This is a genomic window from Microbacterium sp. Leaf288, from assembly GCF_001422925.1.
GTDB lineage: Bacteria > Actinomycetota > Actinomycetes > Actinomycetales > Microbacteriaceae > Microbacterium.
In genome coordinates this window covers 651,076-676,068 of the sequence record NZ_LMNI01000010.1, presented here as the reverse complement: position 1 = coordinate 676,068, position 24,993 = coordinate 651,076, and the positions used below count along the sequence as shown (strand labels likewise).

Below are 24,993 nucleotides of genomic sequence, written 5' to 3'. Positions count from 1 at the left end.
CAGCGACGTGACGCGGTGCCGCGATTTCACCGGCGGTTCGGAGCTACTCGGCACGGAAGAGGCGCATCGACGTGCCGGCGAGCGAGACGGTGTCCCCGGGTGCGAAGGTCTCCCCGCTCTCGGAAGGCGTCTCGTCGGCGCTCGACCACAGCGAGACGTACCGTGTCACGTCCTCCACGTCGGGAAGCGTGACGTCGATCGCCCGCTCCGTGCCGTGGACCATCAGCAGCACGCGGTTGAACCCTTCGAACTCGGGCGTCGACGCGGCGACGTACTGCAGAGTGCGGTGCGAGGGATCGGTCCACCGCTCTATCGACATCGTCTCGCCGTGCTCGTCGTACCACTCCATGACGGACGCCGACGGCGTGCGTTCGCCGAGCCGCGCGAAGCGGCTGGGGCGCAGCGCCGGGTTCTCGCGACGCAGCCGGAGCAGGTGGCGCACGTGCGCGTACAGGTCCCGCTGCCACGGCGCGTGCTCCCACGACAGCCACGTCAGGACCGAGTCGTGGCAGTAGGCGTTGTTGTTGCCGCGCTGCGTGCGGGCGAACTCGTCGCCGGCGGTCAGCATGGGCACGCCGGCCGACAGCAGCAGCGTACCCAGGAGGTTGCGCATGGCCTTGCGCCTCGTCGCGAGGATGCGCTCGTCGTCGGTCGGTCCCTCCGCGCCATGGTTGAAGGACCGATTGGTGTCGGCGCCGTCGCGGTTCTGCTCGCCGTTGCCGAGATTGTGCTTGACGTCGTACGACACGAGGTCGCGCATGGTGAAGCCGTCGTGTGCCGTCACGAAGTTGATGCCCGCCAGCGGACCGCGGACGTCCGCGAAGGTGTTCGCGGAACCCGCGAGGCGGTTCGCGAACCCGCCGATGCCGACCGGGGAGGTCGAGGCGCGGCGGGCGTAGTCGACGTCGCTCAGCCAGAAGTTGCGGACGCGGTCACGGTAGCGGTCGTTCCACTCGCTCCAGCCGTCGCCGAAGTTGCCGGTCTGCCAGCCGCCCATACCCACGTCCCACGGCTCGGCGATCATCTTGACGCCGGCGAGCGCGGGGTCGTCGAGGATGGTGCGCAGCAGCGGATGCTCCGGGGTGAACACGTGCCCCGCGTCGCGTCCGAGCGTCGCGGCGAGGTCGAAGCGGAAGCCGTCGATCTGGACCTCGTTCGCCCAGTAGCGCAGGGAGTCCAGCACCAGGCGGGCCGCAGCATCCGTCGACGTGTTCACCGCATTGCCGCAGCCGGTGACGTCGATGTACGCACCGTCGTCCTGCTGGCGGTAGTAGGCGCGGTTGTCGATGCCGCGCAGGCTCGAGCGCGGACCGCCGATGCCTTCCTCGGCCGTGTGGTTGTAGACGACATCGAGGATCACTTCCAGCCCCGCCTCGTGCAGCAGCTTGACCATGCCCTTGAACTCGCGCAGGACCGCCTCAGGGCCCTGTCGACGTGCATCCTCGGTGGCGTAGGCGGCGTGCGGGGTGAAGAAGTTCAGCGAGTTGTAACCCCAGTAGTTGGTGAGGCCGTGCTGGAGCAGCCGCGGTTCGGTCGTGAACGCGTGAATCGGCAGCAGCTCGATGCTGGTGATGCCGAGGTCGAGGAAATGCTGCACCATGGCCGGGTGGGCGAGGCCGGCGTACGTGCCGCGGAGGGCGCCCGGGACGTCGGGATGCCGCTTCGACAGGCCCTTGAGATGGCCCTCGTACAGCACGGTGCGGTCCATCGGGATCGCCGGCTTGGCGACGCCGCCCCAGTCGAACGATCCGTCGACGACCTCCGAGCGCCAGCCGTCGTACCCGGTGCGGACCAGGCCGCGGGAGTAGGGCTCGAGCAGGAGCGTGCCGCGGTTGAAGGTGTTGCCGGGGGCCTGCGGCCCGTCGACGCGGATCGCGTATCTCGTGCCGGGGCGCAGGAGCGGCGTCGTGATCTCCCAGACCCCGCCACCGATCGCGACCAGAGGCTCGGTCGCGGTGATCCAGTCGAGGTCGGTGTCGTCGAAGACGACGAGGTCGATCGCGTCCGCCGCGTCCGACCAGACGCGCAGGCGTGCGTGCCCGTCGAGCAGCACGACGCCCAGCCCATCGAGCTGGGGATCGAGCAGATCCGCGTCCGGGGGGGAGATCACGGAGACCGGGCTGACCATGCGGACTACCATAACCATGGTCCGAGTCGGCGGTGTTACGACACCGGGTCCTACCGGACACGGAACTCGGATGCAGCAGCCTGCCGCTCCGATCGCGAAGGGGGCTCACCGGTCATGAGCGACGTGCGGATCTATCTGGATCACGCCGCGACTTCGCCGCTGCGACCGGAGGCGCGAGACGCGTGGGTCGGTGCCGCGGTGACGGCAGGCAACGCCTCGTCCATCCACGGCGCGGGCCAGCACGCGCGACGCGTGCTGGAGGAGGCGCGCGAGCGCCTCGCCGCGGTCGTGGGTGCCGACCCGATCGAGATCGTGTTCACCTCGGGCGGCACCGAGGCCGTCAACCTCGCGGTGAAGGGCCTGTGGTGGGCGCGCCGACCGGATTCCGACGCCGTGGTGCTGCCGGACGGCGAGCACCACGCCACCCTCGACGCGGTCGAGTGGCTCGAGGCGCAGGGAGCGCACCTGCGGCACGTCGGCATCGACGACGCTGCGCGCATCCGCGTCGACGAGTTCGCCGCGGCGCTGTCGGGCGCAGCCCTGGCCACCGCGCTCGTCGCGAACAACGAGGCCGGCACGGTGAACGACGGGGCCGCGCTCTCGGCCGCGGCCGCGGCGGCGGGCGTGCCGCTGCACCTCGACGCGGTGGCCGCGTTCGGTCACGTGCCGGTGTCGTTCCGCGACTGGCGGGGTGATGCGCGGGGCCGCGCCGGGCTGGCGGCCATGAGCCTGTCCGCGCACAAGATCGGGGGGCCGCCAGGCGTCGGCGCGCTCGTCGTGGCGCGCGGCGCGGAGCTCATCGCCCTCCTGCACGGCGGTGGTCAGCAGCGGCGACTGCGCGCCGGCACGCAGGACGTGCCAGGCGCCGTCGCCTTCGCGGTCGCCGCCGAGCTGGCGGAGGCGGAACGGGTGTCCGAGGCGGGACGGCTGGCGGCTCTGCGGGAACGGCTGGTGCGCAGCATCCTGAGCTCCATCCCCGATGCCGAGCTGCTCGGAGACCCGATCGACCGTGTGCCCGGCAACGCGCACCTGCTCTTCCCCGGGGCATCGGGCGAGACGCTGCTCTTCCTCCTCGACATGGCGGGCGTCGAGGTGTCCACGGGATCGGCCTGTCAGGCGGGAGTGCCCGAGCCGTCGCACGTCGTGCTCGCGATGGGACGGACCGATGCCGAAGCGCGCCAGGTGCTGCGGTTCACGCTGGGGCGCACCACGACCGACTCCGACGTCGACGCCGTGCTCGCGGTGCTGCCCGACGTCGTCGAGCGCGCGCGGGCGGCGTCCGGGCCGCGGTCAGGCAGGGTTTCGTAGACTGGACCCATGCGGATCCTTGCGGCCATGAGCGGTGGAGTGGACTCCGCCGTCGCGGCCGCCCGGGCCGTCGAGGCGGGGCACGAGGTCGTCGGCGTGCATCTGGCGCTCTCACGGGCGGGCGGCACGCTGCGCACCGGCAGCCGCGGCTGCTGCACGATCGAGGACGCCATGGACGCACGCCGGGCCGCCGACCGCCTCGGCATCCCCTTCTACGTGTGGGACTTCTCCGAGCGGTTCCGTGACGACGTCATCGACGACTTCGTCGCCGAATACCGCGCCGGTCGCACGCCGAACCCGTGCATGCGGTGCAACGAGAAGATCAAGTTCGCCGCGCTGCTGGAGCGCGCGATCGAGCTCGGCTTCGACGCGGTGTGCACGGGGCATTACGCCACGCTGGTCGACGGCCCGGAGGGTCTCGAACTGCACCGGGCCTCGGATGCGGCGAAGGACCAGTCCTACGTGCTGGGCGTCCTGAATGCCGAGCAGCTCGCCCACACCTACTTCCCCCTGGGTGCGACACCGTCGAAGGCCCTCGTGCGCGCTGAGGCCGAGGAACGCGGCCTGACCGTCGCGCACAAGCCCGACAGCCATGACATCTGCTTCATCCCCGACGGCGACACGCGCGGCTGGCTCGCCGAGAAGGTCGGCGCCGAGCGCGGTGACATCGTCGACCGGACCGGCGCGGTCGTGGGAGCGCACGACGGCGCGCATGCCTTCACCGTCGGCCAGCGCCGCGGTCTTCAGCTCGGCGTTCCGGCGTCCGATGGCAAGCCGCGCTTCGTGCTCGAGGTGCGACCGGTGTCCAACACCGTCGTCGTGGGTCCGAAAGAGGCCCTCGCCACCGCCGAGATCGCGGGGGAGCGGTACTCCTGGGCCGGGCGTCCCCAGGCGGCCGGCCAGTTCGCCTGCCATGTGCAGATCCGCGCCCACGCGGACCCCGTGCCGGCGACCGCGACGCTCGCGGACGGCCTGCTGACGGTGGTTCCCGAGGAGCCGTTCGACGGCGTCGCTCCGGGTCAGACGGCCGTGCTGTACGACGGCACGCGCGTGATCGGGCAGTTCACGATCGATCGCACGGTGTCGGCCGTTCCGGTCGACGCCTGGACCGGAACGGATGCTGCGCCGCTCGCTTCTGCGGGCGCCTGAGCGCCCTGGCGGTGTCCGACCCCGCTCCTAGACTGGTGCGGTGACGGATGACCTCGGTACGCCAGCCTCCGCCCCGCTCGATGCGGCGGCCCACCTCCCCGCCGACTCCGGTCTGGAGGCCTCGCGCGCCGAGGCGCAGGAGCTGACGGACCGCATCATCGACGCCCGCGACGCGTACTACGGACGCAACGCCGAACTCGTCGACGACGCGACGTACGACGGGTGGATGCACCGGCTCGAGGAGCTCGAGCGGCTGCACCCCGAGCTCCAGGGCCAGGATTCGCCGACCCAGACCGTCGGCGCGGCCGAGAGCTCGATGTTCGCTCCGGTCGAGCACGCGGAGCGCATGCTGAGCCTCGACAACGTGTTCAGCCTCGACGAGCTGCGGGACTGGTGCGTCAAGGCCGAGACGGCGGCCGGCCGCAAGGTGCGGTGGCTCACCGAGCTCAAGATCGACGGACTCGCGATCAGCCTGCGCTACGAGCGGGGCGTCCTGACCTCGGCGGCGACGCGCGGCGACGGCCGCACCGGTGAGGACGTGACGATCAACGCGATCCGCGTGGCGGGGATCCCGCAGCGACTCGCAGGCAGCGGACACCCCGACCTCGTCGAGGTGCGTGGCGAGGTGTTCATCCCGGTCGCGGCCTTCGAGGCGCTGAACGCGCTGCAGGCCGACATGCGCGATCGCGCCGTCGAAGAGACGCGCGCCCGCGGACGCACGTTCGACGAGGCCAAGGCGCGACTGAGCGCGGAGCGGCGGTTCCCGTCGTTCGCCAACCCGCGCAATGCCGCCTCGGGCGGCCTCCGCCAGCAGCTCGACAAGAAGGACGGCCTGGAACGCGAGGCCGGGCAGGCCCGGCTCGATTCGCTCCGCCTCTTCGTGCACGGCGTCGGCGCGTGGAGTCGCCCGCCGGTGGATTCGCAGAGCGAGACGTACGGCCTCCTCGCCGAGTGGGGCCTCCCGACCAGCCCCTACTTCCGCACGTCCGACGGCATCGACGGCGTGCTGGAGTTCGTGGAGCACTACGGCGAGCACCGCCATGACGTCGAGCACGAGATCGACGGCGTCGTCGTCAAGGTCGACGAGCTCGCGCTGCACGACGAGCTCGGCGCGACCAGCCGCGCTCCGCGGTGGGCGATCGCGTACAAGTACCCGCCCGAGCAGGTGAACACGAAGCTGCTCGACATCGTCGTCTCGGTGGGTCGTACGGGTCGCGCCACGCCGTTCGCCGTGATGGCGCCGGCGCGGGTCGCCGGGTCGGTGGTGCGTCAGGCGACACTCCACAACCAGGACGTCGTTCGCGCGAAGGGTGTGCTCATCGGCGACACGGTCGTGCTGCGCAAGGCCGGCGATGTGATCCCCGAGATCCTCGGTCCCGTGGTCGAGCTCCGCGACGGCACCGAGCGCGAGTTCGTCATGCCCGTCGACTGCCCGGAGTGCGGCTTCCCGCTCGCGCCGGCGAAGGAGGGCGACATCGACCTGCGCTGCCCCAACACGCGGGCCTGCCCGGCCCAGGTGCGTGGCCGCGTCGAGCACATCGGCTCGCGCGGTGCGCTCGACATCGAGGCGCTGGGCGAGGTGACCGCGGCCGCGCTCACGCAGCCGTCGGTGCCCGAGGTGCCTCCTCTCGAGACCGAGGCGACGCTCTTCGAGCTCACGGTCGAGCAGCTGGTGCCGATCGAGGTGGTCGTGCGCGACGCCGAGACCGGCGAGCCACGCGTCGATGACAAGTCCGGTGAGGTCGTCCGGCGGGCGCCCTTCCGGCGCAATCCCACACCCGCCGAGAGGAAGGCCGGCGTCACCGACGCACAGCCGTCGGCGCAGGCGCTCACGCTCATCGATCAGCTGGAGCGCGCGAAGTCCAAAGAGCTGTGGCGCTTCCTGGTGGCTCTCAACATCCGCCACGTCGGGCCGGTGGCGGCGCGGGCGCTGGCCCAGTGGTTCGGCTCGGTCGCGGCGATCCGCGAGGCATCCCGCGACGACCTCGCCGCGGTCGAGGGCGTGGGGGGGATCATCGCCGATTCGCTCAGGGAATGGTTCGAGGTGGACTGGCACCGCGACATCGTCGATCGGTGGGCGGCGGCAGGCGCCCAGCTCGCCACGCCCGGCCACCCCGGTCCCGGAGCGGCCGTCAGCACCGGGGGAGTGCTCGACGGCCTCACCGTCGTCGCGACCGGCTCACTCGAGGGCTACAGCCGTGAGGGGGCGCAGGAAGCCATTCTCAAGGCCGGGGGCAAGGCCGCGTCGAGCGTGTCGAAGAAGACCGACTTCGTCGCGGCCGGCCCGGGCGCCGGTTCGAAGCTCACGAAAGCGGAGGAGCTCGGCATCCGCATCCTCGATGCCGCACAGTTCCACATCCTCGTGACGCAAGGACCCGAGGCGGTCGACGCGCTCGTGCCCGACGCAGGCTGACAGCGCCTGGGCCGGTCGATGCGGCAGCGGGCGACGGCTGGAATGATGACCGCATGGCGCAGTGGCTTTATCGCATCGTCCCCTCGCGGCCCGAGATGGTCGCCGATGCGACGCCCGACGAGCAGCGCATCGTGGGCGAGCACTTCGCCTACCTGGTCGCATTGCGCGACCGCGGTGTGCTGGTCATCGCAGGGCGGACGCAGGAGACCGACGGCACGTTCGGCATCACGATCTTCGAGGCAGACGACGAGCCCGCGGCGCGCGAGGTGATGAACTCCGATCCTGCGGTGGCCGCCGGCGTCTTCGTCGCGTCGCTGCATCCCTATCGGATCGCCGTCGCGCGCGACGGCCTCGAGGACTGAGCCGTCAGGCCCCCGTGTTCAGCGCGAGCAGGCGGTCGCGCACCTGGCGGCGCAGCACCTTGCCGATCAGGGACTTGGGCAGCTCGTCGACCACATAGACGCGTCGCGGCACCTTGTAGGGCGTGAGGATGCCCCGCGCGAAGTCGCGCACGGCTTCGACATCGATCTCCTGGCCCGGGGCGACCACGATCGCGGCGACGACCTCCTCGCCGGAGTGCTCGCTCGGGAGTCCGACGACGGCCGCGTCCTCGACCTGGGGGTACTGGCGAAGCGCGTTCTCGACCTCGGTGGGCGCGACGTTGAAGCCGCCCGTGATGATCAGCTCCTTGATCCGATCGACGATGCGCACGAACCCGGCGTCGTCGATCGTGACGATGTCGCCGGTGCGGAACCAGCCATCGGTGAACACCGCCTCGGTCTCTTCTGGCTTGCCGTAGTAGCCGCTGAACACCTGCGGGCCACGCACGACCAGCTCACCCCGTTCGCCGGCGGGCACATCCTGCGTCGGATCGTCCGGGTCGACGACGCGGCACTCGGTGCCCGGCAGCGGCAGGCCGACCGTCCCCGGGACCCGGTTGTCGGCGACCGGGTTGGCCATCAGAACCGGCGAGCACTCGCTGAGCCCGTAGCCCTCGACGAGGAACCCGCCGGACGCCGCCTCGAAGGGCACCACGAGCTCATGCGGGAGCGCCATGGCTCCCGAGATCGCGACCTGGGTGCCCGCGAGCGACACGCCCTTCTCACGCGCGGCCTTGAGGAGGCGATCGGCGATCGGCGGGACGAGCGGGAGGAAGGTGGCGGGATGCTTCTTCGTGACGTCGAGCACCATGTCGGGGTCGAAGCGGGGGAAGAGGACCAGGCGGGCGCCCATCGACATCGCGAACGTCAGGCACAGCGTGAGTCCGTAGGCGTGGAACATCGGCAGCACCGCGTAGACGACGCATCCGTCTCCGCGGACGATCGACGGGACCCACGCGCGCGCCTGCGCCGCGTTCGAGAGCAGGTTCCGATGCGTGAGCGAGGCGCCCTTCGGAGTGCCGGTGGTTCCGCTCGTGTACTGGATGAGCGCGAGGTCGTCCGTGCCGGGGCGCGGATGGGATGCCGGCAGCGCCGGCGACCCGACGACCTTCTCCCATGTCACCGTCCCCGAGACCCGCTCGGTCAGCGCCTCGCGCGCCTCGCGGGCTTTGGCGATGGGGAGCTTGAGCGCCAGGCGTGTGCCGAACGGCATCGCTGTGATCACGTCGACCGAGATGAGGTTCGTCACGGCGAGGTCCGCGGGGAACTCCTGCACAGTCGCCACGACCTTGGTCCAGACGATCGCGTGCTTCGCGCCGTGGTCCTCGAACTGCTTGCGGAGCTCGCGCGGCGTGTAGAGCGGGTTGTGCTCGATCACGACCGCACCCAGGCGCAGGATCGCGTAGAACGCGACGATGTGCTGCGGACAGTTCGGCAGCACGATCGCGACCGGGTCGCCGGCCTTCACCCCGAGGTCACGGAGTCCGGCGGCCGCGCGCTCGATCTGCTCGTGCAGGGAACGGTAGGACGTCTCGCGTCCGAAGAACTGCAGGGCCGCAGCATCCGGGTAATCGCGTGCCGACGCATCGACGATGTCGACGAGCGAGCCGGTCACGGGGGCGAGGTCCTCCGGAACCCCTTCGGCATAGCTGGCGATCCAGGGGCGCGGCGGGTCGTAGGTCGTCACGGGCACAGCCTACGCCGGGGACGCCCGGGGCCATGGGCGCGGCCCCGGTAGTCTTGTGTGGTGTCTGAAATCACCCCCGATCTCGTGCGCCATCTCGGTGTGCTCGCCCGGATCCAGCTGAGCGACGGAGAGGTCGAGCGCCTCACCGGCCAGCTCGACGCGATCGTCGACAACATCGCCAAGGTCTCCGAGGTCGCCACGCCCGATGTCCCCGCCACCAGTCACCCGATCCCCCTCGAGAACGTCTTCCGTTCGGACGTGCCCGGCGATCTGCTGACGCTCGCGCAGGTGCTGCAGAACGCACCGGATTCCGCGGACGGCCGATTCCGCGTGACCGCGATCCTCGGCGAAGAGCAGTAAGGGGCCCGACGTGACCGATCTCACGAAGCTGAGCGCCGCCGCGCTCGCAGACAAGCTCTCCGCCGGCGAGGTGTCGAGCGTCGAGGCCACGCAGGCCCACCTCGACCGCATCGCCGCCGTCGATGCCGATGTGCACGCCTTCCTCCACGTCAGCGAGCACGCGCTGGATGTGGCTGCCGACATCGACCGCCGGCGCGCAGCAGGCGACGACCTCGGCCCGCTCGCGGGCGTTCCCCTCGCGATCAAGGACGTGCTGGTCACGACCGACATGCCGTCGACCAGCGGTTCGAAGATCCTCGAGGGCTACATGTCGCCGTACGACGCGACCGTCGTCGCGCGTTCGCGCGCCGCCGGTCTCGTCCCGCTCGGCAAGACGAACATGGACGAGTTCGCGATGGGCTCGTCGACCGAGCACTCGGCGTACGGTCCGACGCGCAACCCCTGGGACCTCTCGCGCATCCCCGGCGGATCGGGCGGTGGCTCGGCCGCCGCGGTCGCGGCTTTCGAAGCCCCGCTCGCCCTCGGCTCCGACACCGGCGGATCCATCCGCCAGCCGGCGCACGTCACCGGCACCGTGGGCATCAAGCCGACCTACGGCGGCGTCAGCCGCTACGGCGCGATCGCGCTGGCTTCGAGTCTCGATCAGGTCGGTCCCGTCACGCGCACGGTGCTCGACGCCGGCCTCCTCCACGACGTGATCGGCGGGCACGACCCGCACGACTCCACGTCGCTGGCCCACGACTGGCCGTCGTTCGCGGCCGCGGCCCGCGAGGGCGCGACCGGCGAGGTGCTCAAGGGCCTCAAGGTCGGCGTGATCCGGGAGCTTCCCGACAGCGGCTTCCAGGCCGGCGTGTCGGAGTCGTTCCGCGCGGCTCTCGCCGCAATGGAGTCCCAGGGCGCCGAGATCGTCGAGATCAGTGCGCCGCACTTCGAGTACGGCGTCGCCGCGTACTACCTGATCCTCCCGGCCGAGGCATCCAGCAATCTGGCGAAGTTCGACTCGGTCCGCTTCGGACTGCGCGTCGACGTTCCCGGCGGCACCGTGGAGGACGTCATGGCCAAGACCCGCGACGCCGGCTTCGGCGAGGAGGTGAAGCGCCGCATCATCCTCGGCACCTACGCCCTCTCGGCGGGCTACTACGACGCCTACTACGGTTCGGCCCAGAAGGTGCGCACGCTCATCCAGCAGGACTTCGCGGACGCGTTCTCGAAGGTGGATGTCATCGCGACACCGTCGGCCCCCACCACGGCGTTCAAGCTCGGCGAGAAGATCGACGACCCACTGCAGATGTACCTCAACGACGTGACGACCATCCCGGCGAACCTCGCGGGCGTGCCCGGAATCTCGATCCCGTCCGGCCTGGCGTCCGAGGATGGCCTGCCGGTCGGCATCCAGTTCCTCGCCCCGGCACACGAGGACGCTCGCCTGTACCGCGTCGGTGCGGCGCTGGAGTCCCTGCTCGTCGACTCTTGGGGCGGTCCGCTCCTCGACAGGGCGCCGGCGCTCGGCGCGAACGGAGGTGCCCGCTGATGGCGAAGGACAAGCTGATGGACTTCGACAAGGCGCTCGAGCTCTACGAGCCGGTGCTCGGGTTCGAGGTGCACGTCGAGCTCAACACCGAGACTAAGATGTTCTCGGCGGCGGCCAACCCGGCGAACGACGCGAACCACGGTGCCGAGCCGAACACCCTCGTCGCTCCCGTCGACATGGGACTGCCGGGCGCGCTCCCCGTCGTCAACGAGACCGCGGTGCGGTATTCGATCAGCCTGGGCCTTGCCCTCGGCTGCTCGATCGCGCCGTCGAGCCGGTTCGCGCGGAAGAACTACTTCTACCCCGACCTCGGCAAGAACTACCAGATCTCGCAGTACGACGAGCCCATCGCCTTCGAGGGCTCGGTCGACATCGAGCTTGCCGACGGCGAGATCGTCACGGTGCCGATCGAGCGCGCGCACATGGAGGAGGACGCCGGCAAGCTCACGCACGTCGGCGGCTCGACCGGTCGCATCCAGGGCGCCGAGTACTCGCTGGTCGACTACAACCGAGCCGGCGTGCCGCTCGTCGAGATCGTCACCAAGCCGATCTTCGGCGCCGAGCACCGCGCGCCCGAGATCGCGAAGGCGTACGTCGCGACGATCCGCGACATCGTGATCGCACTGGGCATCTCGGAGGCGCGCATGGAGCGGGGAAACCTCCGCTGCGACGCCAATGTCTCGCTGCGCCCTCGTGGCCAGGAGAAGCTCGGCACGCGCACCGAGACCAAGAACGTCAACTCGATGCGCTCGGTCGAGCGGGCCGTGCGGTACGAGATCCAGCGTCAGGCGGCCATCCTCGCCGCAGGCGGGACGATCACGCAGGAGACGCGCCACTGGCACGAGGACACCGGCACCACGTCGCCCGGTCGTCCCAAGTCCGACGCGGACGACTACCGCTACTTCCCCGAGCCCGACCTGCTGCCGGTGGCGCCGTCCGTCGAGCTGATCGAGCAGCTGCGCGCCGCGCTGCCCGAACCGCCGGCAGCCCGCCGCCGCCGTCTCAAGGCGGACTGGGGGTTCGCCGACATCGACTTCCAGGGCGTCGTCAACGCCGGTCTTCTCGCCGAGGTCGAGGCGACGATCGCCGCAGGCACGTCGCCCGCGGCGGCGCGCAAGTGGTGGACTGGCGAGCTGTTGCGCATCGCGAACGCCGAGGGTCGCGAGCCCGCTGAGCTCGCCACCCCCGCGGACGTGGCCGCGCTGCAGGCGCTGGTCGACGCGGGAACGCTCACCGACAAGCTCGCGCGCCAGGTGCTCGAAGGCATGATCGCCGGTGAGGGCACGCCCCAGGAGATCGTCGATGCCCGCGGCCTCGCGGTGGTCTCGGACGACGGCGCGCTCATCGCGGCGATCGACGAGGCGCTGGCCGCTCAGCCCGACGTGCTCGACAAGATCCGCGACGGGAAGGTGCAGGCGGCGGGCGCCGTCATCGGCGCGGTCATGAAGGCGATGAAGGGTCAGGCGGACGCCGCGCGCGTGCGCGAGCTCGTGCTCGAGCGCGCCGGCTCGACGGGCGCGTAACGGCCGAGGGTGCACGAGCACCCGTGCTGCTTCGAGAGGGCGGATTCCGACCGGGATCCGCCCTCTCGCGTTCGATGTCCGAGGTTGGTGGAAGGATCGAGCCATGGGGCGTGGCGACGGGACTGGCCGGGTCGTCTCACCTGAAGGTGCCGACGACAGTGGCGCCGGCATCCTGCACGTCGATATGGACGCCTTCTACGCGTCGGTCGAGCAGTTGGACGATCCGTCGCTGCGCGGTAAGGCGATCATCATCGGCGCGCCCGACAGCCGCTCGGTCGTGTCCAGCGCGTCCTACGAGGCCCGCCGCTTCGGCGTGCGTTCGGCCATGCCGGTCGGCCAGGCACTCCGACTGTGTCCGCACGCGATCGTCGTCCCCCCGCATTTCGACCGGTATCTCGAGACGTCGGCGCAGATCATGCGCATCTTCCGCGACGTCACCCCCCTGGTCGAGCCGCTCTCGATCGACGAGGCGTTCCTCGACGTGCGAGGCGCGCGCCGGCTGTGGGGGAGTCCCGGAGAGATCGCACGGATGCTGCGCCGCCGCGTCCTCGAAGAGACCGGCCTCACGTGCAGCGTGGGCGTCGCAGCGACCAAGCACGTCGCGAAGATGGCCTCGACGATGAGCAAACCCGACGGGCTGCTCATCGTCGCGGAGGCCGACACGGCCGCGTTCCTCGCGCCGCGGTCGGTGCGCGCACTGTGGGGCGTCGGCCCCAAGACGTCCGAGGCGCTCGAGGCACGGGGCATCCGTACCATCGCCGACGTGCTCGACACGCCCCGCGAGCTGCTGGATCGGGCGCTCGGGGTCGCGATGGGGGATCGGATCTGGCACCTGGCGCGGGGGATCGACGCGCGCGAGGTCGACACGACCCGCGTCGAGAAGAGCGTGGGGCACGAAGAGACCTTCCACGAAGACATCGGCGACACCGCCATCCTGCGCTCCGAACTCCGACGCCTCGCCGACCGTGTGGGCGCCCGACTGCGCAGCACCGGGTGGGAGGCATCGACCGTCGCGATCAAGGTGCGCTACGCGGACTTCACGACGATCTCCCGCTCGCAGACGCTCCCCGAGCCCACGGCCGTCGGGCAGCGCATCGGCGATGCCGCCCACGAACTGTTCGCGTCGGTGGATCGCGCGCTGCCGGTACGGCTCATCGGCGTGCGCGCGGAGAAGCTGCGCCCGGCGGGTGCGGCGATGCCGACGCTGTGGGACGACGACGAGGGATGGCGGCGCATCGAGGATGCGCTCGACGGTGCCGCCGCGAAGTTCGGACGCGGCGCGGTCACCCGCGCGACACTGCTCGGTACGCGTGGTGGGGGCACCCTGCCGTCCAGCCCGCCCCCGCCCCGGCTCGACCAGGGGTGACGCGCTCGCACGAGGCTCGGCAGCGTCGCCGGAGTTCGCCTCCGCGCTGTGCGCGCGGCGCGGCGGCGGGTACGTTGGACCCATGCCCAACATCGCACTCGAACTCGGCAAGCAGTCCGCGTCCTTCGGCGTGAAGAGCGCATACGGCGATCAGCAGGACGTCGACGGCGTCCGCATCATCCCGGTGGCGCTGACGTGGTCAGGATTCGGCGGCGGATCCGACGAGGCGGGGAACGGCGGTGGCGGCGGTGGCGGCTGGGCCATCCCGGTTGGCGCATATATCCGTCGGGGCGACGATCTCCGGTTCGAGCCGAACATCATCGCGCTCCTGGCCGTCGCGGTTCCGTTCGTCTTCTTCGCCGGTCGCGCGCTCAGCCGTGTCATCCGCACCCTCAAGAAGTAGCCCGGACGCGGTCGGCCATTCGCTCGGGATCGCGGTCGATCGGATCATCGCGGCAGTCGCGCAGGTCGCTGCATCCAATCCCGTGGTCCTCATCGACGGACGAAGCGGTGCGGGCAAGACATCGCTGGCACGCACGCTCGTCGCACGATGGCCGCTGCGCGGCCGCGTTCAACTCGTGGCGCTCGACTCGATCTACCCGGGCTGGGACGGCCTGGACGACGGCGTCGAGCTCGCGAGGGAGCTCATCCTGACCCCGCACGCCAAGGGAATCGTGGGGGTGTGGCAGCGGTGGGACTGGACCGTCGGCGAACCTGCCGAGGCGCATGCCGTCGATCCGTCTCTGCCGCTCATCGTCGAAGGTGCCGGTGTGCTCACCCCGGCGACCGCTCGGCTCGCCGATGTGCGGGTGTGGCTCGAGTCGCCGGCGGCGTCGCGCAAGGAGCGCGCCCTGGCTCGCGACGGCGAGACGTACCGTCCTCATTGGGATCGGTGGGCGCGCCAGGAACAGCGGCACGTGACCCGCGACGATCCGATGAGCCTCGCGTCCCTCGTGTTCCCCGTGCCGTGAGCGCGGTTCAGTCCTCGCTGTCGAGAGCCGCCACGAGACCGTCGAGCCGGTACCCGATCCAGTCGTAGACGCCGAATCGCGGATCATCGTGCTCGTGCTCGTCCTCCTCGACGACGCCCAGCCGGGTGGCGAGCACCAGTCGTACGGCGGCGAGGGTGCGCAACCAGGCCTGAGCCGTCTCGGGGGCGAGCCTGATCTCCACCTGCTCCAGCAGTGCCGGGTCGTCGGGGTCCTCCGGGATCTCGGCCGCCTCCTGGAGGGATGCCAGCACGAGACCTGCGTCGGTGGCACGCCGATCGAGCAGGTCGGACTGCGTGAGCGCCCGGAACTCCCGCGCCGCGTCCTCGTCGTCCGAGTAAGCCGACGGCACCAGCCGGGCGATGGCGGGGTCGCCGTCGTCGGGCGCGGATTGGCGCAGCAGTTCGGCGAACTGGCCGACCAGGCCCGCGAGATGGGCGGCCTCGAGGCGGGCGACCTCGAGCACGACGATCCGGTCGCTCATCGGGGCTCCTGTCTCACGGTGGCCCACAGGCCGTAGTCGTGCATCGCCTGCGCGTGCAACTCCATCTGCTCGCGGGGGCCGCGCGAGACGACCGCGTGCCCCTCGTTGTGAACCGCGAGCATGAGGCGCTCCGCGTCAGGGCGGGCGAGGCCGAAGTACTCGCGGAACACGTGCGTGACATAGCTCATGAGGTTGACCGGATCGTCCCAGACGACGGTCTGCCAGGGGCGCGCAGGGTCTACGCGTTCGGAGAGGTCGATGTCCTCGTCGACCGACGGTGTGGCGAGCGCAGCCATCATGCCCAGCCCAGCTCGTGCAGGCGGTCGTCATCGATTCCGTAGAAGTGCGCGATCTCGTGCACGAGCGTCGTATGCACCTCGTCGCGCAGCTCGTCCTCGTCGTCGCAGACCGCGAGGTGCGGCTCCCGGTACACGATGATGCGGTCGGGCAGCTCGCCGATGCCGTAGCGCTCCCGCTCGGTCAGCGCCCAGCCGTCGTAGAGTCCCAGCAGGTCGAGACTGCCGTCCTCGGGTCGGTCTTCGACCACGAACACGACGTTGTCGAGGCCCTCGACCATGTCGTCCGGGAGCGCATCCAGCTCGTCGATCACGAGCGTCTCGAAGGTCGCGGCATCCATCTCCATCATGATGCCCCGCTTCTACGCGAATGGGGCGCGTAAGACGCGCCCCATTCGATCGATTTGGGGTGAGTAACGGGACTTGAACCCGCGACCCCCTGGACCACAACCAGGTGCTCTACCAACTGAGCTATACCCACCATGTCTCCCGCTCGCGCGGGCAACCAGACGATTCTCTCACACCTCCGGAGCAAACGACGACACGACGGAAGCGGCCGCGGCGCGCGCGCCATCGCTCGTCGGACCGGGCTCCGGAACGAACACCGCCTGGCGGTAGTAGGCGAGTTCGCGGATCGACTCGAGGATGTCGGCCAGGGCGCGGTGACCGCCGTCCTTCGCGGGTGCGTGGATGTACGCGCGCGGGTACCAGCGGCGCGACAGCTCTTTGATGCTCGACACGTCGACGTTGCGGTAGTGGAGCCATCGGTCGACCCGCGGCATGTACTTCGCCAGGAACATTCGGTCGGTGCCGATGGTGTTCCCGGCGAGAGGGGCCTTGCCCTCCAGCGGGACGAACCGCTGGATGTACTCGAGGACCTGGAACTCGGCGTCCGCCAGGCTCACGCCGTGCGGGATCTCGTCGAGCAGCCCGGAGCTGCGGTGCATATTGGTGACGAACTCGTTCATGTTCGCCAGCGCCGAGTCGTCGGGTTTGATCACGACGGAGAATCCCGGATCGAGAGTGCGCAGCTCGAAATCGGTGATGACCACAGCGATCTCCACCAGTTCGTCCACGCCCAGGTCGAGCCCGGTCATCTCGCAGTCGATCCACACCAGACGGTCGTTCTCGGATGCACCCACCATGTGCTCCATCCTTGTCACTAGTCCAGACATCCCACGGGCCTGGACTCGGGTGCCGACTCCCACGCCGGACCCGTTCGCCCCTCCGGGAGGATTCGAACCCCCGACCTGGCGGGTAGAAACCGCTCGCTCTGTCCCCTGAGCTACGGAGGGAAGGGTCATTCCACACTACCGGGTCGCACCACGCCGTCGCGGACGCTGGCGGATGACCGTCTCTCGGCGTAGCGTCAGGACCGGAGGCATCGAAAGGAGTTCACCGATGAGCACCACGCAGACGCACCACCCTCTCTGGGTCGCCTACGGAGCATCGGGTGTCGCCGGCAGCATCCGCAAGGACGACGACGGCTACACGGTCACGATGGCAGGCGCGAGCGAAGCGACGGGTACGTACCCGACGATGGAGATCGCGAAGAGCGCACTTCACTCGCACATGACGCCGGGCAGCGACTGGCCCATGTTCCGCGAGCACTGACCCGCACGGCGCGCCCGGTCGCGGGTGCGCCGCCGGGTGCCGCGCGTCACGCCGAGTGCTCGGCGGCGACGCGCGTCGGCTTCCTGCGGGTGTCGAGCAGGGGCAGTGCGACGTGCACCAGCGGGCCGATCAGGACCGCGAAGAGCACCGTGCCGATCCCGACCGTGCCGCCGAGGAGCCATCCCACGATCAGCACCGACACCTCGACCAGGGCACGGCACAGCCAGATGGGCCACCCGAGGCGCGCGTGCATGCCTGTCATCAGGCCGTCGCGTGGCCCGGGGCCGAAATGCGCCCCGATGTAGAGGCCCGACGCGATCGCGACCAGGATGATCCCGCCGAGCAGTGTCGCGAACTGGGCGACGAACCCCGAGACCGGCGGGACGACACCGAGGACGATCTGCATGCTGGTGCCGACCAGGAGGATGTTCGCGATCGTGCCGACGCCCGGCTTCTGCCGGAGCGGAATCCACAACAGGAGCACGAAGAAGCCCACGATATTGGTGATCCAGCCGATGCCGATCCCCGTGCGGACGGAGAGCCCCTGGGCGAAGACGGTCCAGGGATCGACGCCCAGGCCGGCTTCGACGGTCAGGGCGCAGCCCGCTCCGTAAAGGAAGAGACCGACGAGCAATTGGACGATGCGGCGTGGCATGGATCCATCCAATCGCAGAATTGGATCGTAGCTTCCAGTCCAATGCGACTACTCTGGCCCCATGGACTCCCGCATCTCTGCGCGCGCCCTGGCGGCGGCCCTCGGTGGCTGGCGCACGCGCGAGCCTGCGTACGAAGCGCTGGCCGACGGCATCCGTCTGCTCTGCCTGGACAACCGTCTCGCCCCTCGCACCGCACTGCCGGCCGAGCGCGAGCTGGCGTCCGCCCTGCACCTGAGTCGCAGCACGGTGGCCGCGGCCTATCGGAGCCTTCGGGAGACGGCCCACATCGCGAGTCTGCGCGGGTCGGGCAGCGTCACGCTGCCGCTCGGACGCCGGGAGCCCGGGCGCGCCGACGCCGGCGAGGGGATGATCGATCTCCAGCAGGCCAGCCCGCCCGCATGGCCGGGGTTGGCCGGGATCATGGCCGAGATGGCGGGCGGTGCGTCCGCGCTGGTGTCGCGCGTGGGGTACGACGTCCTCGGGCGCATCGAGCTGCGTGAGGCGATCGCCGACCGGTACACCGCGCGCGGGGTGCCGACGCGCGCTGATGAGGTGCTCGTGACGACGGGCGCCCAGAGCGCGATCCATCTCGTGTCGACCGTGCTCATCGGCCGCGGGGACCGCGTGCTGGTCGAGACGCCGACCTATCCGCACGCGGCCGACGCTCTCCGCCGGGCCGGCGCCCGGCTGGTGGGCGTCCCCGTCACGACCGGAGAAGGCTGGGACCTCGATCGGGCCGAGCAGGCCTTCGCGCGCACCCTTCCCGTGATGGCGTACCTGATGCCCGACTTCCAGAATCCTACGGGCCGGAGCATGAGCGTCGGAGAGCGTGAGGCGATGCTCGCGGCGGGGGAGCGGTCGGGATCGGTGCTCGTCCTCGATGAGACGACCGCGGAGCTGGACATCGACCGCGGCCCGCTCGCGGCCGGCTTCACGGCGTCCGAGCCCGGGACGGTCGTGCGCATCGGCTCACTGGGCAAGACGGTGTGGGGCGGGCTGCGGCTCGGGTGGGTGCGCGCCGACGGCGACCTGATCCGCAGGCTGGTCGCCGCGCGGCCGGCGCACGACCTCGGTACGCCCGAGTTCGAGCAGGCGATCGCCACCCGGCTGCACTCGCAGTTCGACGACATCGTCCGGCAGCGCTCGGAGCTGCTGCGAGCGGGTCGCGACGCGCTGGTGCGCGCGCTGGGGGAGCGTCTGCCTGCGTGGGACGTCCCTGACGTGCATGGTGGCGTCTCGCTCTGGATCGAGCTGGGTGCCCCGCTCAGTTCCGCGCTGGTCATCGAGGCACGGGCGCGCGGCGTGCTGCTGAGCGCCGGGCCGCGTTTCTCCGTGGAGGGCGGGCACGAGAGACACCTCCGCGTGCCTTTCACAGCACCGCCCGAGGAGACGGTGCGCGCCGCGGACGTGCTCGCGGACGCCTGGTCGTCGGTCCGTGCCGGCGCGCCCTCGACGCTCGTGGAGCAGGTCGGCGCCGTCATCTGAACCACCGGGTGGCGCCCATGCCCGCTGGACGGGGTTCAACGGGCGAATGCCAGGCACTCCACAGCGTCGTCTGCGTTCCAGAAGTCGCCCAGATCGCGGAAGACGCGAGCTGCGGGGCTGTACCGCCGCGCGCGGAAGCGGATGGCGCCGGCCTGGGCGACTTCTTGGAGATGGCCGATCACGCGGCCGCCCGGGTCCACGACCCGCCACAGGGAAGGTGCCGCGGCGACGAGACGCATGCTGGTCCGCGACCGGAGCAGGGGAGCGCCCGATGTGCGGGTTTCGACGAGAGCTGACATGGTGCCTCCTTCAGAGTCGAACATAGCTACGACCTCCGACATTCAGGGTGGCGATGTCCTCCGGCGTTTCCTCCCCAGGCGAGCGCGCCACGCCGCTGTCCACAGATCGCCCGCACGCCGCACTCCGAGCGCTTCGGCGCGGCGAGTCTGGATCCACTGCCGGCGTCCTCGGGCACGGGGCGCCGGCAGGACCGAGGAGGGTCCTCGGGTGACAGAGAGGATGAGCGATGAGCGACAGAGGCGACACCATCACGATCACCGGCAACGTGGCGACACCTCCGGAGTTGAAACGGACGCCGGCCGGGGTGCCGATCACCACCTTCCGTGTCGCGAGCGGCCAGCGCCGCTACGACCGCGAAGCGGAAGCCTGGACCGACGCCGGGACGAACTGGTACACCGTGTCGGTGTTCCGTTCGCTGGCCGACCATGCTCACCAGTCCTTGCAGAAGGGAGATCGGGTGATCCTCACGGGCCGCCTCCGGCTGCGGGAATGGGACAACGGCACGCGTCGTGGCACGGCGATCGAGATCGACGCGGAGGCGATCGGGCACGACCTGCTCTGGGGGACGACGACGTTCGTGAAGGATTCCCGCAGCGCGACGATCGACGTCGCACCGGCGCGGTCGACTCCCGTGGGCGCCGACGCGTGGGCGGCCCCCGGGATCGATGGTGGGCCTGCGGGCGAGGTCGAACCGGCCGCGAGGCCGATGCTCGTCGCTGTCGGGGCGGGGGACGACCCGTCGACGGACGGCGTGGAGGCGCCCTTCTGAGGCGTTCAGCTTGCGCGGGGCCGGCGGCCCTAAACTCTCCCCGTGGCCCGAGACCTCCCGCCCCGCGCTCGCTTCGATGTCCGTTCACTGCGCGCCGCACGGGTGATCCTGACCGTTGCGCTCGTCGGGGTGCTCACGGCGTGCAGCCCCGGCGCCCCGGAGGCGACACCGACCCCCACTGCAACCCCCACCGACGGCGCCCCGAGCCCGAGCGCAACGCCGACGACGCCGGCCGAGCCCACGCTCGTGCCGGACGGGACCGCGGACGACAACCTCCCGCTGTTCTCGTCGGTCACCGCGGCGGTGTGGGCGACGGACGCCCGGGTGACCGGGCGGGCGTACATCGATGCGCTCACTGCGGCGGGGTTCGACAAGGCCGCGATGCAGGTGACCCAGGATCAGTCGACGGTGGGCAATCCCGCCGAGAGCATCCAGTTCTCGGTGCGCTGGAACGATCAGTGCCTGATCGGCCAGGTGGGCCCGGCGACGGGTGACCCGGTCACCGTCGTGGTGCCGGTGCTCGCCGAGGGGACCTGCCTCGTCGGGCAGACGCGGCCCATCGACTGGTGAGGTCCGACCGCCGCTCACACCATGACGGACGTGAGTCGGCTCACGCCGCTCGTCGCGTCGCCCGGTAGGCTGGGACGCTGACGTCTGAAGTCCAAGGAGAACAGAAACCCGCATGGCTGAGTACATCTACTCGATGGTCCGCGCCCGTAAGGCCGTCGGCGACAAGCTGATCCTCGACGACGTCACGATGGCGTTCCTCCCCGGTGCGAAGATCGGCATGGTCGGCCCCAACGGCGCCGGAAAGTCGACGATCCTGAAGATCATGGCCGGGCTCGACACGCCGTCCAACGGCGAGGCGAAGCTGAGCCCCGGCTTCACGGTCGGCATCCTGATGCAGGAGCCCGAGCTCGACGAGACCAAGACGGTCCTCGAGAACATTCAGGACGGCATCGCGATCAAGGCGAAGGTCGACCGGTTCAACGAGATCTCGGGCCTCATGGCAGATCCCGACGCCGACTTCGACGCACTTCTGGCCGAGATGGGCGTGCTGCAGGAAGAGATCGACGCCGCCGACGCCTGGGATCTCGACTCCCAGCTCGAGCAGGCGATGGACGCGCTGCGCACGCCGCCGGGCGACGCCCAGATCGGCCCGCTCTCGGGCGGTGAGAAGCGCCGTGTCGCGCTGACCAAGCTCCTGCTGCAGAAGCCCGACCTGCTGCTGCTCGACGAGCCCACGAACCACCTCGACGCCGAGAGCGTGCTGTGGCTCGAGCAGCACCTGCAGAAGTATGCCGGCGCCGTCATCGCGATCACCCACGACCGGTACTTCCTCGACAACGTGGCCGAGTGGATCGCCGAGGTCGACCGCGGGCGCCTCATCGGCTACGAGGGCAACTACTCGACCTACCTGGAGAAGAAGGCGGAGCGTCTCGCCATCCAGGGCAAGAAGGACGCCAAGCTCGCCAAGCGCCTCGCTGAGGAGCTGGAGTGGGTGCGCTCCAACCAGAAGGGGCGCCAGGCCAAGTCCAAGGCGCGTCTCGCGCGCTACGAGGAGATGGCGGCCGAGGCCGACCGCACGCGCAAGCTCGACTTCGAGGAGATCACGATCCCGCCCGGGCCGCGCCTGGGCAGCGTCGTGATCGACGCGAAGAAGCTGCAGAAGGGCTTCGACGGCCGCTCGCTCATCGACGGGCTGAGCTTCACGCTCCCGCCGAACGGCATCGTCGGAGTCATCGGCCCGAACGGCGTGGGAAAGACGACGCTCTTCAAGACCATCGTGGGGCTCGAGCCCCTCGACGGCGGCGACCTCAAGGTGGGCGAGACGGTCAAGATCAGCTACGTCGACCAGTCGCGGGCCAACATCGACCCCAACAAGACGCTGTGGGAGGTCGTGTCGGACGGGCTCGACATCATCACGGTCGGCAAGACCGAGATCCCCTCGCGCGCGTATGTGTCGAAGTTCGGGTTCAAGGGTCCTGATCAGCAGAAGAAGGCCGGAGTGCTCTCCGGCGGTGAGCGCAACCGCCTCAACCTCGCGCTCACGCTCAAGGAGGGCGGCAACCTGCTGCTCCTCGACGAGCCGACGAACGACCTCGACGTCGAGACCCTCCAGTCGCTCGAGAACGCGCTGCTCGAGTTCCCCGGGTGTGCGGTGGTCATCACGCACGACCGCTGGTTCCTCGACCGCATCGCGACCCACATCCTCGCCTACGAAGGCACCGACGAGAACCCCGACAAGTGGTACTGGTTCGAGGGCAACTTCGAGGCGTACGAGGCGAACAAGGTCGAGCGCCTGGGTGCGGAGGCGGCGCGTCCGCACCGCACCGCGTACCGCAAGCTCACGCGTGACTGAGATGGGCGACGCGGCGGTCGCAGCCACGGCCGGCGACCGCCGCCTGCACATCCCCATCCACCTGCGATGGGGAGACCTCGACGCATTCAACCACGTCAACAACACGTCGATGCTGAAGCTGCTCGAAGAGGCCCGGGTGCGAGCGTTCTGGCTACCCGAGCCCGGCGAGGACGCTCCGTCGACGGCGGTGCTGGACTCGAGCATCTTCAGCGGGATGCTGACGCTCATCGCCCGGCAGGAGATCGAGTACCTGGCGCCGGTCCCGTATCAGCGGCATCCGCTCGACGTGCAGATGTGGTTCGGCAAGCTGGGCGGGTCGAGCATCGAGGTCTGCTACGAGGTCTACAGCCCGGTCGAGTCCGCTGCCGGCGGTCGAACGCTGTACGCACGCGCCACCACGGTCATCGTGAAAGTGGATGCCGAGACCGGGCGCCCGCTCCGGCTCACGGGCGAGGAGCGCGCGGCGTGGGGGCCCTACGTCGGCGAGCCGATCCACTACGCCCACCGGCGCTGACCGGCCGACCGACTCAGCCGGCGTCGCCGCCGGCCCCGGGAACCCGGATCATGATCTCCTGGGCGACGCTGGCCAGCAGGGTGCCGTCAGCGGCGTAGATCCGTCCTGACGCCAGGCCCCGGCCACCGCGGGCGCTCGGGGACTCCTGGACGTACAGCATCCATTCGTCCACGCGGCCGAACCGATGCCACCACATGGCGTGGTCGAGGCTCGCGACCTTCAGACCCGGCGTCGCCCACGAGACGCCGTGTGCGCGCAGGATCGACTCCTGGATGGTCAGGTCGCTCAGGTACGCGAGCGCGGCGCGGTGGATCGCGGGGTCGTCCGGAATCGGGCGGCGCACGCGCATCCAGACCGCCTGGCGCGGCGCCTTCTCGGCGTCCGCCGTGACATAGATCGGCGCCGGAACGTGCCGAAGATCCACGGGTCGATCGGTGAAGAGCCGCTTGGACATCGGATGCAGGCCGCCGAGGTGCGACTCGATGTCGGGGAGGTCCTCGGGCGCGGGCACGCCTTCCGGCATCGGCTCCTGATGCTCGAGCCCCGGGTCCTCGTCCTGGAAGGACGCGATCATCGAGAAGATCGGGACTCCCTCCTGGAACGCCTGCGTGCGCCGGGTCGAGAACGAACGGCCGTCGTGGATGCGATCCACCGAGAACGTGATGCCCTTCGCCGAGTCGCCGGGGCGGAGGAAGTACCCGTGCATCGAGTGCACGATGCGCTCTTCGGGGATCGTGCGCGACGCGGCGACGATGGACTGCGCGAGCACCTGGCCGCCGTAGACGCGCCCGAGCGGCATCGACTGCGATGCGCCGGTGAAGATGTCCTCCGTGGTGCGCGCGTCGGACGCGCTCAGATCGATCACCGACAGCATCGACGCGACCGGGTCCTTCTCCGGCACGGTCTCGGCGTTCGGCTCGGCATCCACGGGTGCTCCTCTCCGGGGCGGCGGCCGCCCGTCGGTCCGCTTGGTAGCTTAGAGGGCGATGTCACCGCGCCTGTTGCTCGCCGATCCCGAGTCCGCCGCCGACGCCCTCACCTTCGCGGGTCGGGCAGCGCGCTTCACCGTCGAGGGCGTGCGGCTGCAGGCCTCCGGCGGGATCCTGGCGATGACTGCGGCACCGCTCGCACCGCGCGGCTTCGGGGATCCGACCCCGACCGTCCTTGCGCTCCGATCGCTGAACGCGGACCCCGAGCTCGTGTGCGACCTCGTGGTCGAGGCATCCGCCCTGTCTGCGACCGCCGATGATCCGCGCGCGCTCTCGCTTCCCGAGACCGCCCTGTCGCCCGCCTGGGCGGGCATCACCCCGCCGCGCAGCGGCTGGGACGCGCGGCCCGGCATCGAGGCCTCGACGCTCGCCGCCAAAGCCCAAGGGGGGATCGCCCGCGTCGCCGACACGGTGCCGACGGACGCCGGCGAGGACGTGGTGCGCACCGTCCGTGCCGCCGTGTGGGGCGCGCCCGATGACGAGCTGGGAGGTCTGCCGCTCGGCGTCGCGTTCGCAGCTCTGAGCCTCGGCTTCATCAGCGGCGGCGAGACCGCTCGGGTCTTCGCCAGCGGACCGTGGACGCGAGTGAGCCTCAGCCGCGGGCATGTGCTGGTGCGTGGACCGGTGGCGAGCGGACTCACCGCCGTGCGTCGTACGGGATCCTCCGCGAGCTGAGCCCGACCCTCGCGG

Annotated in this window: 26 protein-coding genes and 2 tRNA genes; 17 read left to right on the top strand and 11 right to left on the bottom strand. The window is 70.4% G+C overall.

Annotated features, from left to right (window positions below; genetic code table 11):
• Positions 1-43 precede the first annotated feature (43 nt).
• Positions 44-2,128, bottom strand: coding sequence for a glycogen debranching protein GlgX (gene glgX / locus ASF40_RS07240; protein ID WP_157549517.1), 2,085 nt, complete (start codon positions 2,126-2,128; stop codon positions 44-46).
• Positions 2,129-2,251: 123 nt separating this feature from the next.
• On the opposite strand from glgX, the gene ASF40_RS07235 reads away from it, so the two are divergent.
• From ASF40_RS07235 to ASF40_RS07220, 4 genes are all read left to right on the top strand, one after another.
• A complete protein-coding gene (locus ASF40_RS07235; protein WP_056368311.1) occupies positions 2,252-3,436 on the top strand; it encodes a cysteine desulfurase family protein in 1,185 nt (394 codons plus the stop codon).
• Positions 3,437-3,445: 9 nt separating this feature from the next.
• Positions 3,446-4,585, top strand: a complete 1,140-nt coding sequence (mnmA, locus tag ASF40_RS07230) for a tRNA 2-thiouridine(34) synthase MnmA (protein ID WP_082496913.1) — start codon at positions 3,446-3,448, stop codon at positions 4,583-4,585.
• Positions 4,586-4,697: 112 nt separating this feature from the next.
• Entirely contained in the window at positions 4,698-6,998 is a 2,301-nt protein-coding gene (ligA, locus tag ASF40_RS07225) for an NAD-dependent DNA ligase LigA (RefSeq protein ID WP_056368309.1), read from the top strand.
• A 53-nt stretch (positions 6,999-7,051) separates the two neighbouring features.
• Positions 7,052-7,360, top strand: a complete 309-nt coding sequence (locus ASF40_RS07220) for a YciI family protein (RefSeq protein WP_056367496.1) — start codon at positions 7,052-7,054, stop codon at positions 7,358-7,360.
• Between the two features lie 4 nt (positions 7,361-7,364).
• Here the strand turns inward: ASF40_RS07220 and ASF40_RS07215 are convergent, their stop codons facing one another.
• On the bottom strand, positions 7,365-9,065 hold the full coding sequence (locus tag ASF40_RS07215) for a long-chain-fatty-acid--CoA ligase (protein WP_056367495.1): 1,701 nt from the start codon (positions 9,063-9,065) through the stop codon (positions 7,365-7,367).
• Between the two features lie 60 nt (positions 9,066-9,125).
• On the opposite strand from ASF40_RS07215, the gene gatC reads away from it, so the two are divergent.
• The 6 genes from gatC (at position 9,126) to ASF40_RS07185 (ending at position 14,816) form a co-directional block, all read left to right on the top strand.
• Complete coding sequence (gene gatC / locus ASF40_RS07210) at positions 9,126-9,425, top strand: Asp-tRNA(Asn)/Glu-tRNA(Gln) amidotransferase subunit GatC (protein WP_056368308.1); 300 nt, start codon at positions 9,126-9,128, stop codon at positions 9,423-9,425.
• 10 nt (positions 9,426-9,435) lie between these two features.
• The gene (gatA, locus tag ASF40_RS07205; protein WP_056367494.1) at positions 9,436-10,956 is read left to right on the top strand and encodes an Asp-tRNA(Asn)/Glu-tRNA(Gln) amidotransferase subunit GatA; all 1,521 of its coding nucleotides are present in this window, start codon (positions 9,436-9,438) and stop codon (positions 10,954-10,956) included.
• Complete coding sequence (gatB, locus tag ASF40_RS07200) at positions 10,956-12,479, top strand: Asp-tRNA(Asn)/Glu-tRNA(Gln) amidotransferase subunit GatB (protein ID WP_056367491.1); 1,524 nt, start codon at positions 10,956-10,958, stop codon at positions 12,477-12,479. Before gatA ends, gatB begins: the two co-directional genes overlap by 1 nt.
• 103 nt (positions 12,480-12,582) lie before the next feature.
• A complete protein-coding gene (locus ASF40_RS07195) occupies positions 12,583-13,845 on the top strand; it encodes a DNA polymerase IV (protein ID WP_056367490.1) in 1,263 nt (420 codons plus the stop codon).
• 82 nt (positions 13,846-13,927) lie between these two features.
• Positions 13,928-14,248 (top strand): hypothetical protein, encoded by a 321-nt coding sequence (locus ASF40_RS07190; protein WP_056367489.1) that lies wholly within the window; start codon positions 13,928-13,930, stop codon positions 14,246-14,248.
• A gap of 43 nt (positions 14,249-14,291) precedes the next feature.
• Positions 14,292-14,816 (top strand): hypothetical protein, encoded by a 525-nt coding sequence (locus ASF40_RS07185; protein ID WP_157549571.1) that lies wholly within the window; start codon positions 14,292-14,294, stop codon positions 14,814-14,816.
• A gap of 7 nt (positions 14,817-14,823) precedes the next feature.
• Here ASF40_RS07185 and ASF40_RS07180 read toward each other — a convergent pair whose 3' ends face one another.
• The 6 genes from ASF40_RS07180 to ASF40_RS07155 all read right to left on the bottom strand — a co-directional run bounded on the left by ASF40_RS07180 (position 14,824) and on the right by ASF40_RS07155 (position 16,909).
• The gene (locus tag ASF40_RS07180; protein WP_056367488.1) at positions 14,824-15,318 is read right to left on the bottom strand and encodes a DUF2017 family protein; all 495 of its coding nucleotides are present in this window, start codon (positions 15,316-15,318) and stop codon (positions 14,824-14,826) included.
• The gene (gene clpS, locus ASF40_RS07175) at positions 15,315-15,614 is read right to left on the bottom strand and encodes an ATP-dependent Clp protease adapter ClpS (RefSeq protein ID WP_056367487.1); all 300 of its coding nucleotides are present in this window, start codon (positions 15,612-15,614) and stop codon (positions 15,315-15,317) included. Before clpS ends, ASF40_RS07180 begins: the two co-directional genes overlap by 4 nt.
• Positions 15,614-15,961 carry a metallopeptidase family protein gene (locus ASF40_RS07170; RefSeq protein WP_082496959.1) on the bottom strand — a complete coding sequence of 116 codons (348 nt, stop codon included), beginning with the start codon at positions 15,959-15,961 and terminating at the stop codon, positions 15,614-15,616. Before ASF40_RS07170 ends, clpS begins: the two co-directional genes overlap by 1 nt.
• A gap of 58 nt (positions 15,962-16,019) precedes the next feature.
• Positions 16,020-16,095 (bottom strand) — tRNA-His (locus ASF40_RS07165).
• Between the two features lie 37 nt (positions 16,096-16,132).
• On the bottom strand, positions 16,133-16,759 hold the full coding sequence (orn, locus tag ASF40_RS07160; protein WP_056367485.1) for an oligoribonuclease: 627 nt from the start codon (positions 16,757-16,759) through the stop codon (positions 16,133-16,135).
• A 77-nt stretch (positions 16,760-16,836) separates the two neighbouring features.
• Positions 16,837-16,909, bottom strand: a tRNA-Arg gene (locus ASF40_RS07155).
• A gap of 106 nt (positions 16,910-17,015) precedes the next feature.
• Between ASF40_RS07155 and ASF40_RS07150 the strand changes: the two genes are divergently transcribed.
• A complete protein-coding gene (locus ASF40_RS07150) occupies positions 17,016-17,228 on the top strand; it encodes a hypothetical protein (RefSeq protein WP_056367484.1) in 213 nt (70 codons plus the stop codon).
• Positions 17,229-17,274: 46 nt separating this feature from the next.
• Here ASF40_RS07150 and yczE read toward each other — a convergent pair whose 3' ends face one another.
• Positions 17,275-17,883 (bottom strand): membrane protein YczE, encoded by a 609-nt coding sequence (gene yczE, locus ASF40_RS07145; RefSeq protein WP_056367483.1) that lies wholly within the window; start codon positions 17,881-17,883, stop codon positions 17,275-17,277.
• A 61-nt stretch (positions 17,884-17,944) separates the two neighbouring features.
• On the opposite strand from yczE, the gene yczR reads away from it, so the two are divergent.
• Positions 17,945-19,369 carry a MocR-like transcription factor YczR gene (gene yczR / locus ASF40_RS07140; protein WP_056367482.1) on the top strand — a complete coding sequence of 475 codons (1,425 nt, stop codon included), beginning with the start codon at positions 17,945-17,947 and terminating at the stop codon, positions 19,367-19,369.
• A 35-nt stretch (positions 19,370-19,404) separates the two neighbouring features.
• Here yczR and ASF40_RS07135 read toward each other — a convergent pair whose 3' ends face one another.
• The gene (locus ASF40_RS07135) at positions 19,405-19,668 is read right to left on the bottom strand and encodes a hypothetical protein (protein WP_157549514.1); all 264 of its coding nucleotides are present in this window, start codon (positions 19,666-19,668) and stop codon (positions 19,405-19,407) included.
• A gap of 227 nt (positions 19,669-19,895) precedes the next feature.
• On the opposite strand from ASF40_RS07135, the gene ASF40_RS07130 reads away from it, so the two are divergent.
• The 4 genes from ASF40_RS07130 (at position 19,896) to ASF40_RS07115 (ending at position 23,314) form a co-directional block, all read left to right on the top strand.
• The gene (locus ASF40_RS07130) at positions 19,896-20,438 is read left to right on the top strand and encodes a single-stranded DNA-binding protein (protein ID WP_056367480.1); all 543 of its coding nucleotides are present in this window, start codon (positions 19,896-19,898) and stop codon (positions 20,436-20,438) included.
• A gap of 42 nt (positions 20,439-20,480) precedes the next feature.
• On the top strand, positions 20,481-21,008 hold the full coding sequence (locus ASF40_RS21340; RefSeq protein ID WP_396822923.1) for a DUF6993 domain-containing protein: 528 nt from the start codon (positions 20,481-20,483) through the stop codon (positions 21,006-21,008).
• Between the two features lie 112 nt (positions 21,009-21,120).
• A complete protein-coding gene (gene ettA, locus ASF40_RS07120) occupies positions 21,121-22,800 on the top strand; it encodes an energy-dependent translational throttle protein EttA (protein ID WP_056367479.1) in 1,680 nt (559 codons plus the stop codon).
• Between the two features lies 1 nt (position 22,801).
• A complete protein-coding gene (locus tag ASF40_RS07115) occupies positions 22,802-23,314 on the top strand; it encodes an acyl-CoA thioesterase (RefSeq protein ID WP_056367478.1) in 513 nt (170 codons plus the stop codon).
• Between the two features lie 13 nt (positions 23,315-23,327).
• Here ASF40_RS07115 and ASF40_RS07110 read toward each other — a convergent pair whose 3' ends face one another.
• On the bottom strand, positions 23,328-24,188 hold the full coding sequence (locus ASF40_RS07110) for an acyl-CoA thioesterase (protein ID WP_056368303.1): 861 nt from the start codon (positions 24,186-24,188) through the stop codon (positions 23,328-23,330).
• A gap of 112 nt (positions 24,189-24,300) precedes the next feature.
• Here ASF40_RS07110 and ASF40_RS07105 point away from each other — a divergent pair, with 112 nt between their 5' ends.
• Complete coding sequence (locus ASF40_RS07105) at positions 24,301-24,978, top strand: hypothetical protein (protein ID WP_056367477.1); 678 nt, start codon at positions 24,301-24,303, stop codon at positions 24,976-24,978.
• Positions 24,979-24,993: the final 15 nt, after the last annotated feature.

Coding starts and splice junctions, on each gene's coding strand:
- ASF40_RS07195 (WP_056367490.1), top strand. CDS start 12,583: ATGGGGCGTGGCGACGGGACTGGCCGGGTCGTCTCACCTGAAGGTGCC.
- yczE (WP_056367483.1), bottom strand. CDS start 17,883: ATGCCACGCCGCATCGTCCAATTGCTCGTCGGTCTCTTCCTTTACGGA.
- ASF40_RS07170 (WP_082496959.1), bottom strand. CDS start 15,961: ATGGAGATGGATGCCGCGACCTTCGAGACGCTCGTGATCGACGAGCTG.
- ASF40_RS07130 (WP_056367480.1), top strand. CDS start 19,896: ATGAGCGACAGAGGCGACACCATCACGATCACCGGCAACGTGGCGACA.
- mnmA (WP_082496913.1), top strand. CDS start 3,446: ATGCGGATCCTTGCGGCCATGAGCGGTGGAGTGGACTCCGCCGTCGCG.
- ASF40_RS07115 (WP_056367478.1), top strand. CDS start 22,802: ATGGGCGACGCGGCGGTCGCAGCCACGGCCGGCGACCGCCGCCTGCAC.
- ASF40_RS07220 (WP_056367496.1), top strand. CDS start 7,052: ATGGCGCAGTGGCTTTATCGCATCGTCCCCTCGCGGCCCGAGATGGTC.
- ASF40_RS07105 (WP_056367477.1), top strand. CDS start 24,301: ATGTCACCGCGCCTGTTGCTCGCCGATCCCGAGTCCGCCGCCGACGCC.
- glgX (WP_157549517.1), bottom strand. CDS start 2,128: ATGGTCAGCCCGGTCTCCGTGATCTCCCCCCCGGACGCGGATCTGCTC.
- ASF40_RS07110 (WP_056368303.1), bottom strand. CDS start 24,188: ATGCTGTCGGTGATCGATCTGAGCGCGTCCGACGCGCGCACCACGGAG.
- yczR (WP_056367482.1), top strand. CDS start 17,945: ATGGACTCCCGCATCTCTGCGCGCGCCCTGGCGGCGGCCCTCGGTGGC.
- ASF40_RS07180 (WP_056367488.1), bottom strand. CDS start 15,318: ATGAGCGACCGGATCGTCGTGCTCGAGGTCGCCCGCCTCGAGGCCGCC.
- ASF40_RS07190 (WP_056367489.1), top strand. CDS start 13,928: ATGCCCAACATCGCACTCGAACTCGGCAAGCAGTCCGCGTCCTTCGGC.
- clpS (WP_056367487.1), bottom strand. CDS start 15,614: ATGGCTGCGCTCGCCACACCGTCGGTCGACGAGGACATCGACCTCTCC.
- ettA (WP_056367479.1), top strand. CDS start 21,121: ATGGCTGAGTACATCTACTCGATGGTCCGCGCCCGTAAGGCCGTCGGC.
- gatB (WP_056367491.1), top strand. CDS start 10,956: ATGGCGAAGGACAAGCTGATGGACTTCGACAAGGCGCTCGAGCTCTAC.
- ASF40_RS07150 (WP_056367484.1), top strand. CDS start 17,016: ATGAGCACCACGCAGACGCACCACCCTCTCTGGGTCGCCTACGGAGCA.
- ASF40_RS07135 (WP_157549514.1), bottom strand. CDS start 19,668: ATGTCAGCTCTCGTCGAAACCCGCACATCGGGCGCTCCCCTGCTCCGG.
- orn (WP_056367485.1), bottom strand. CDS start 16,759: ATGGTGGGTGCATCCGAGAACGACCGTCTGGTGTGGATCGACTGCGAG.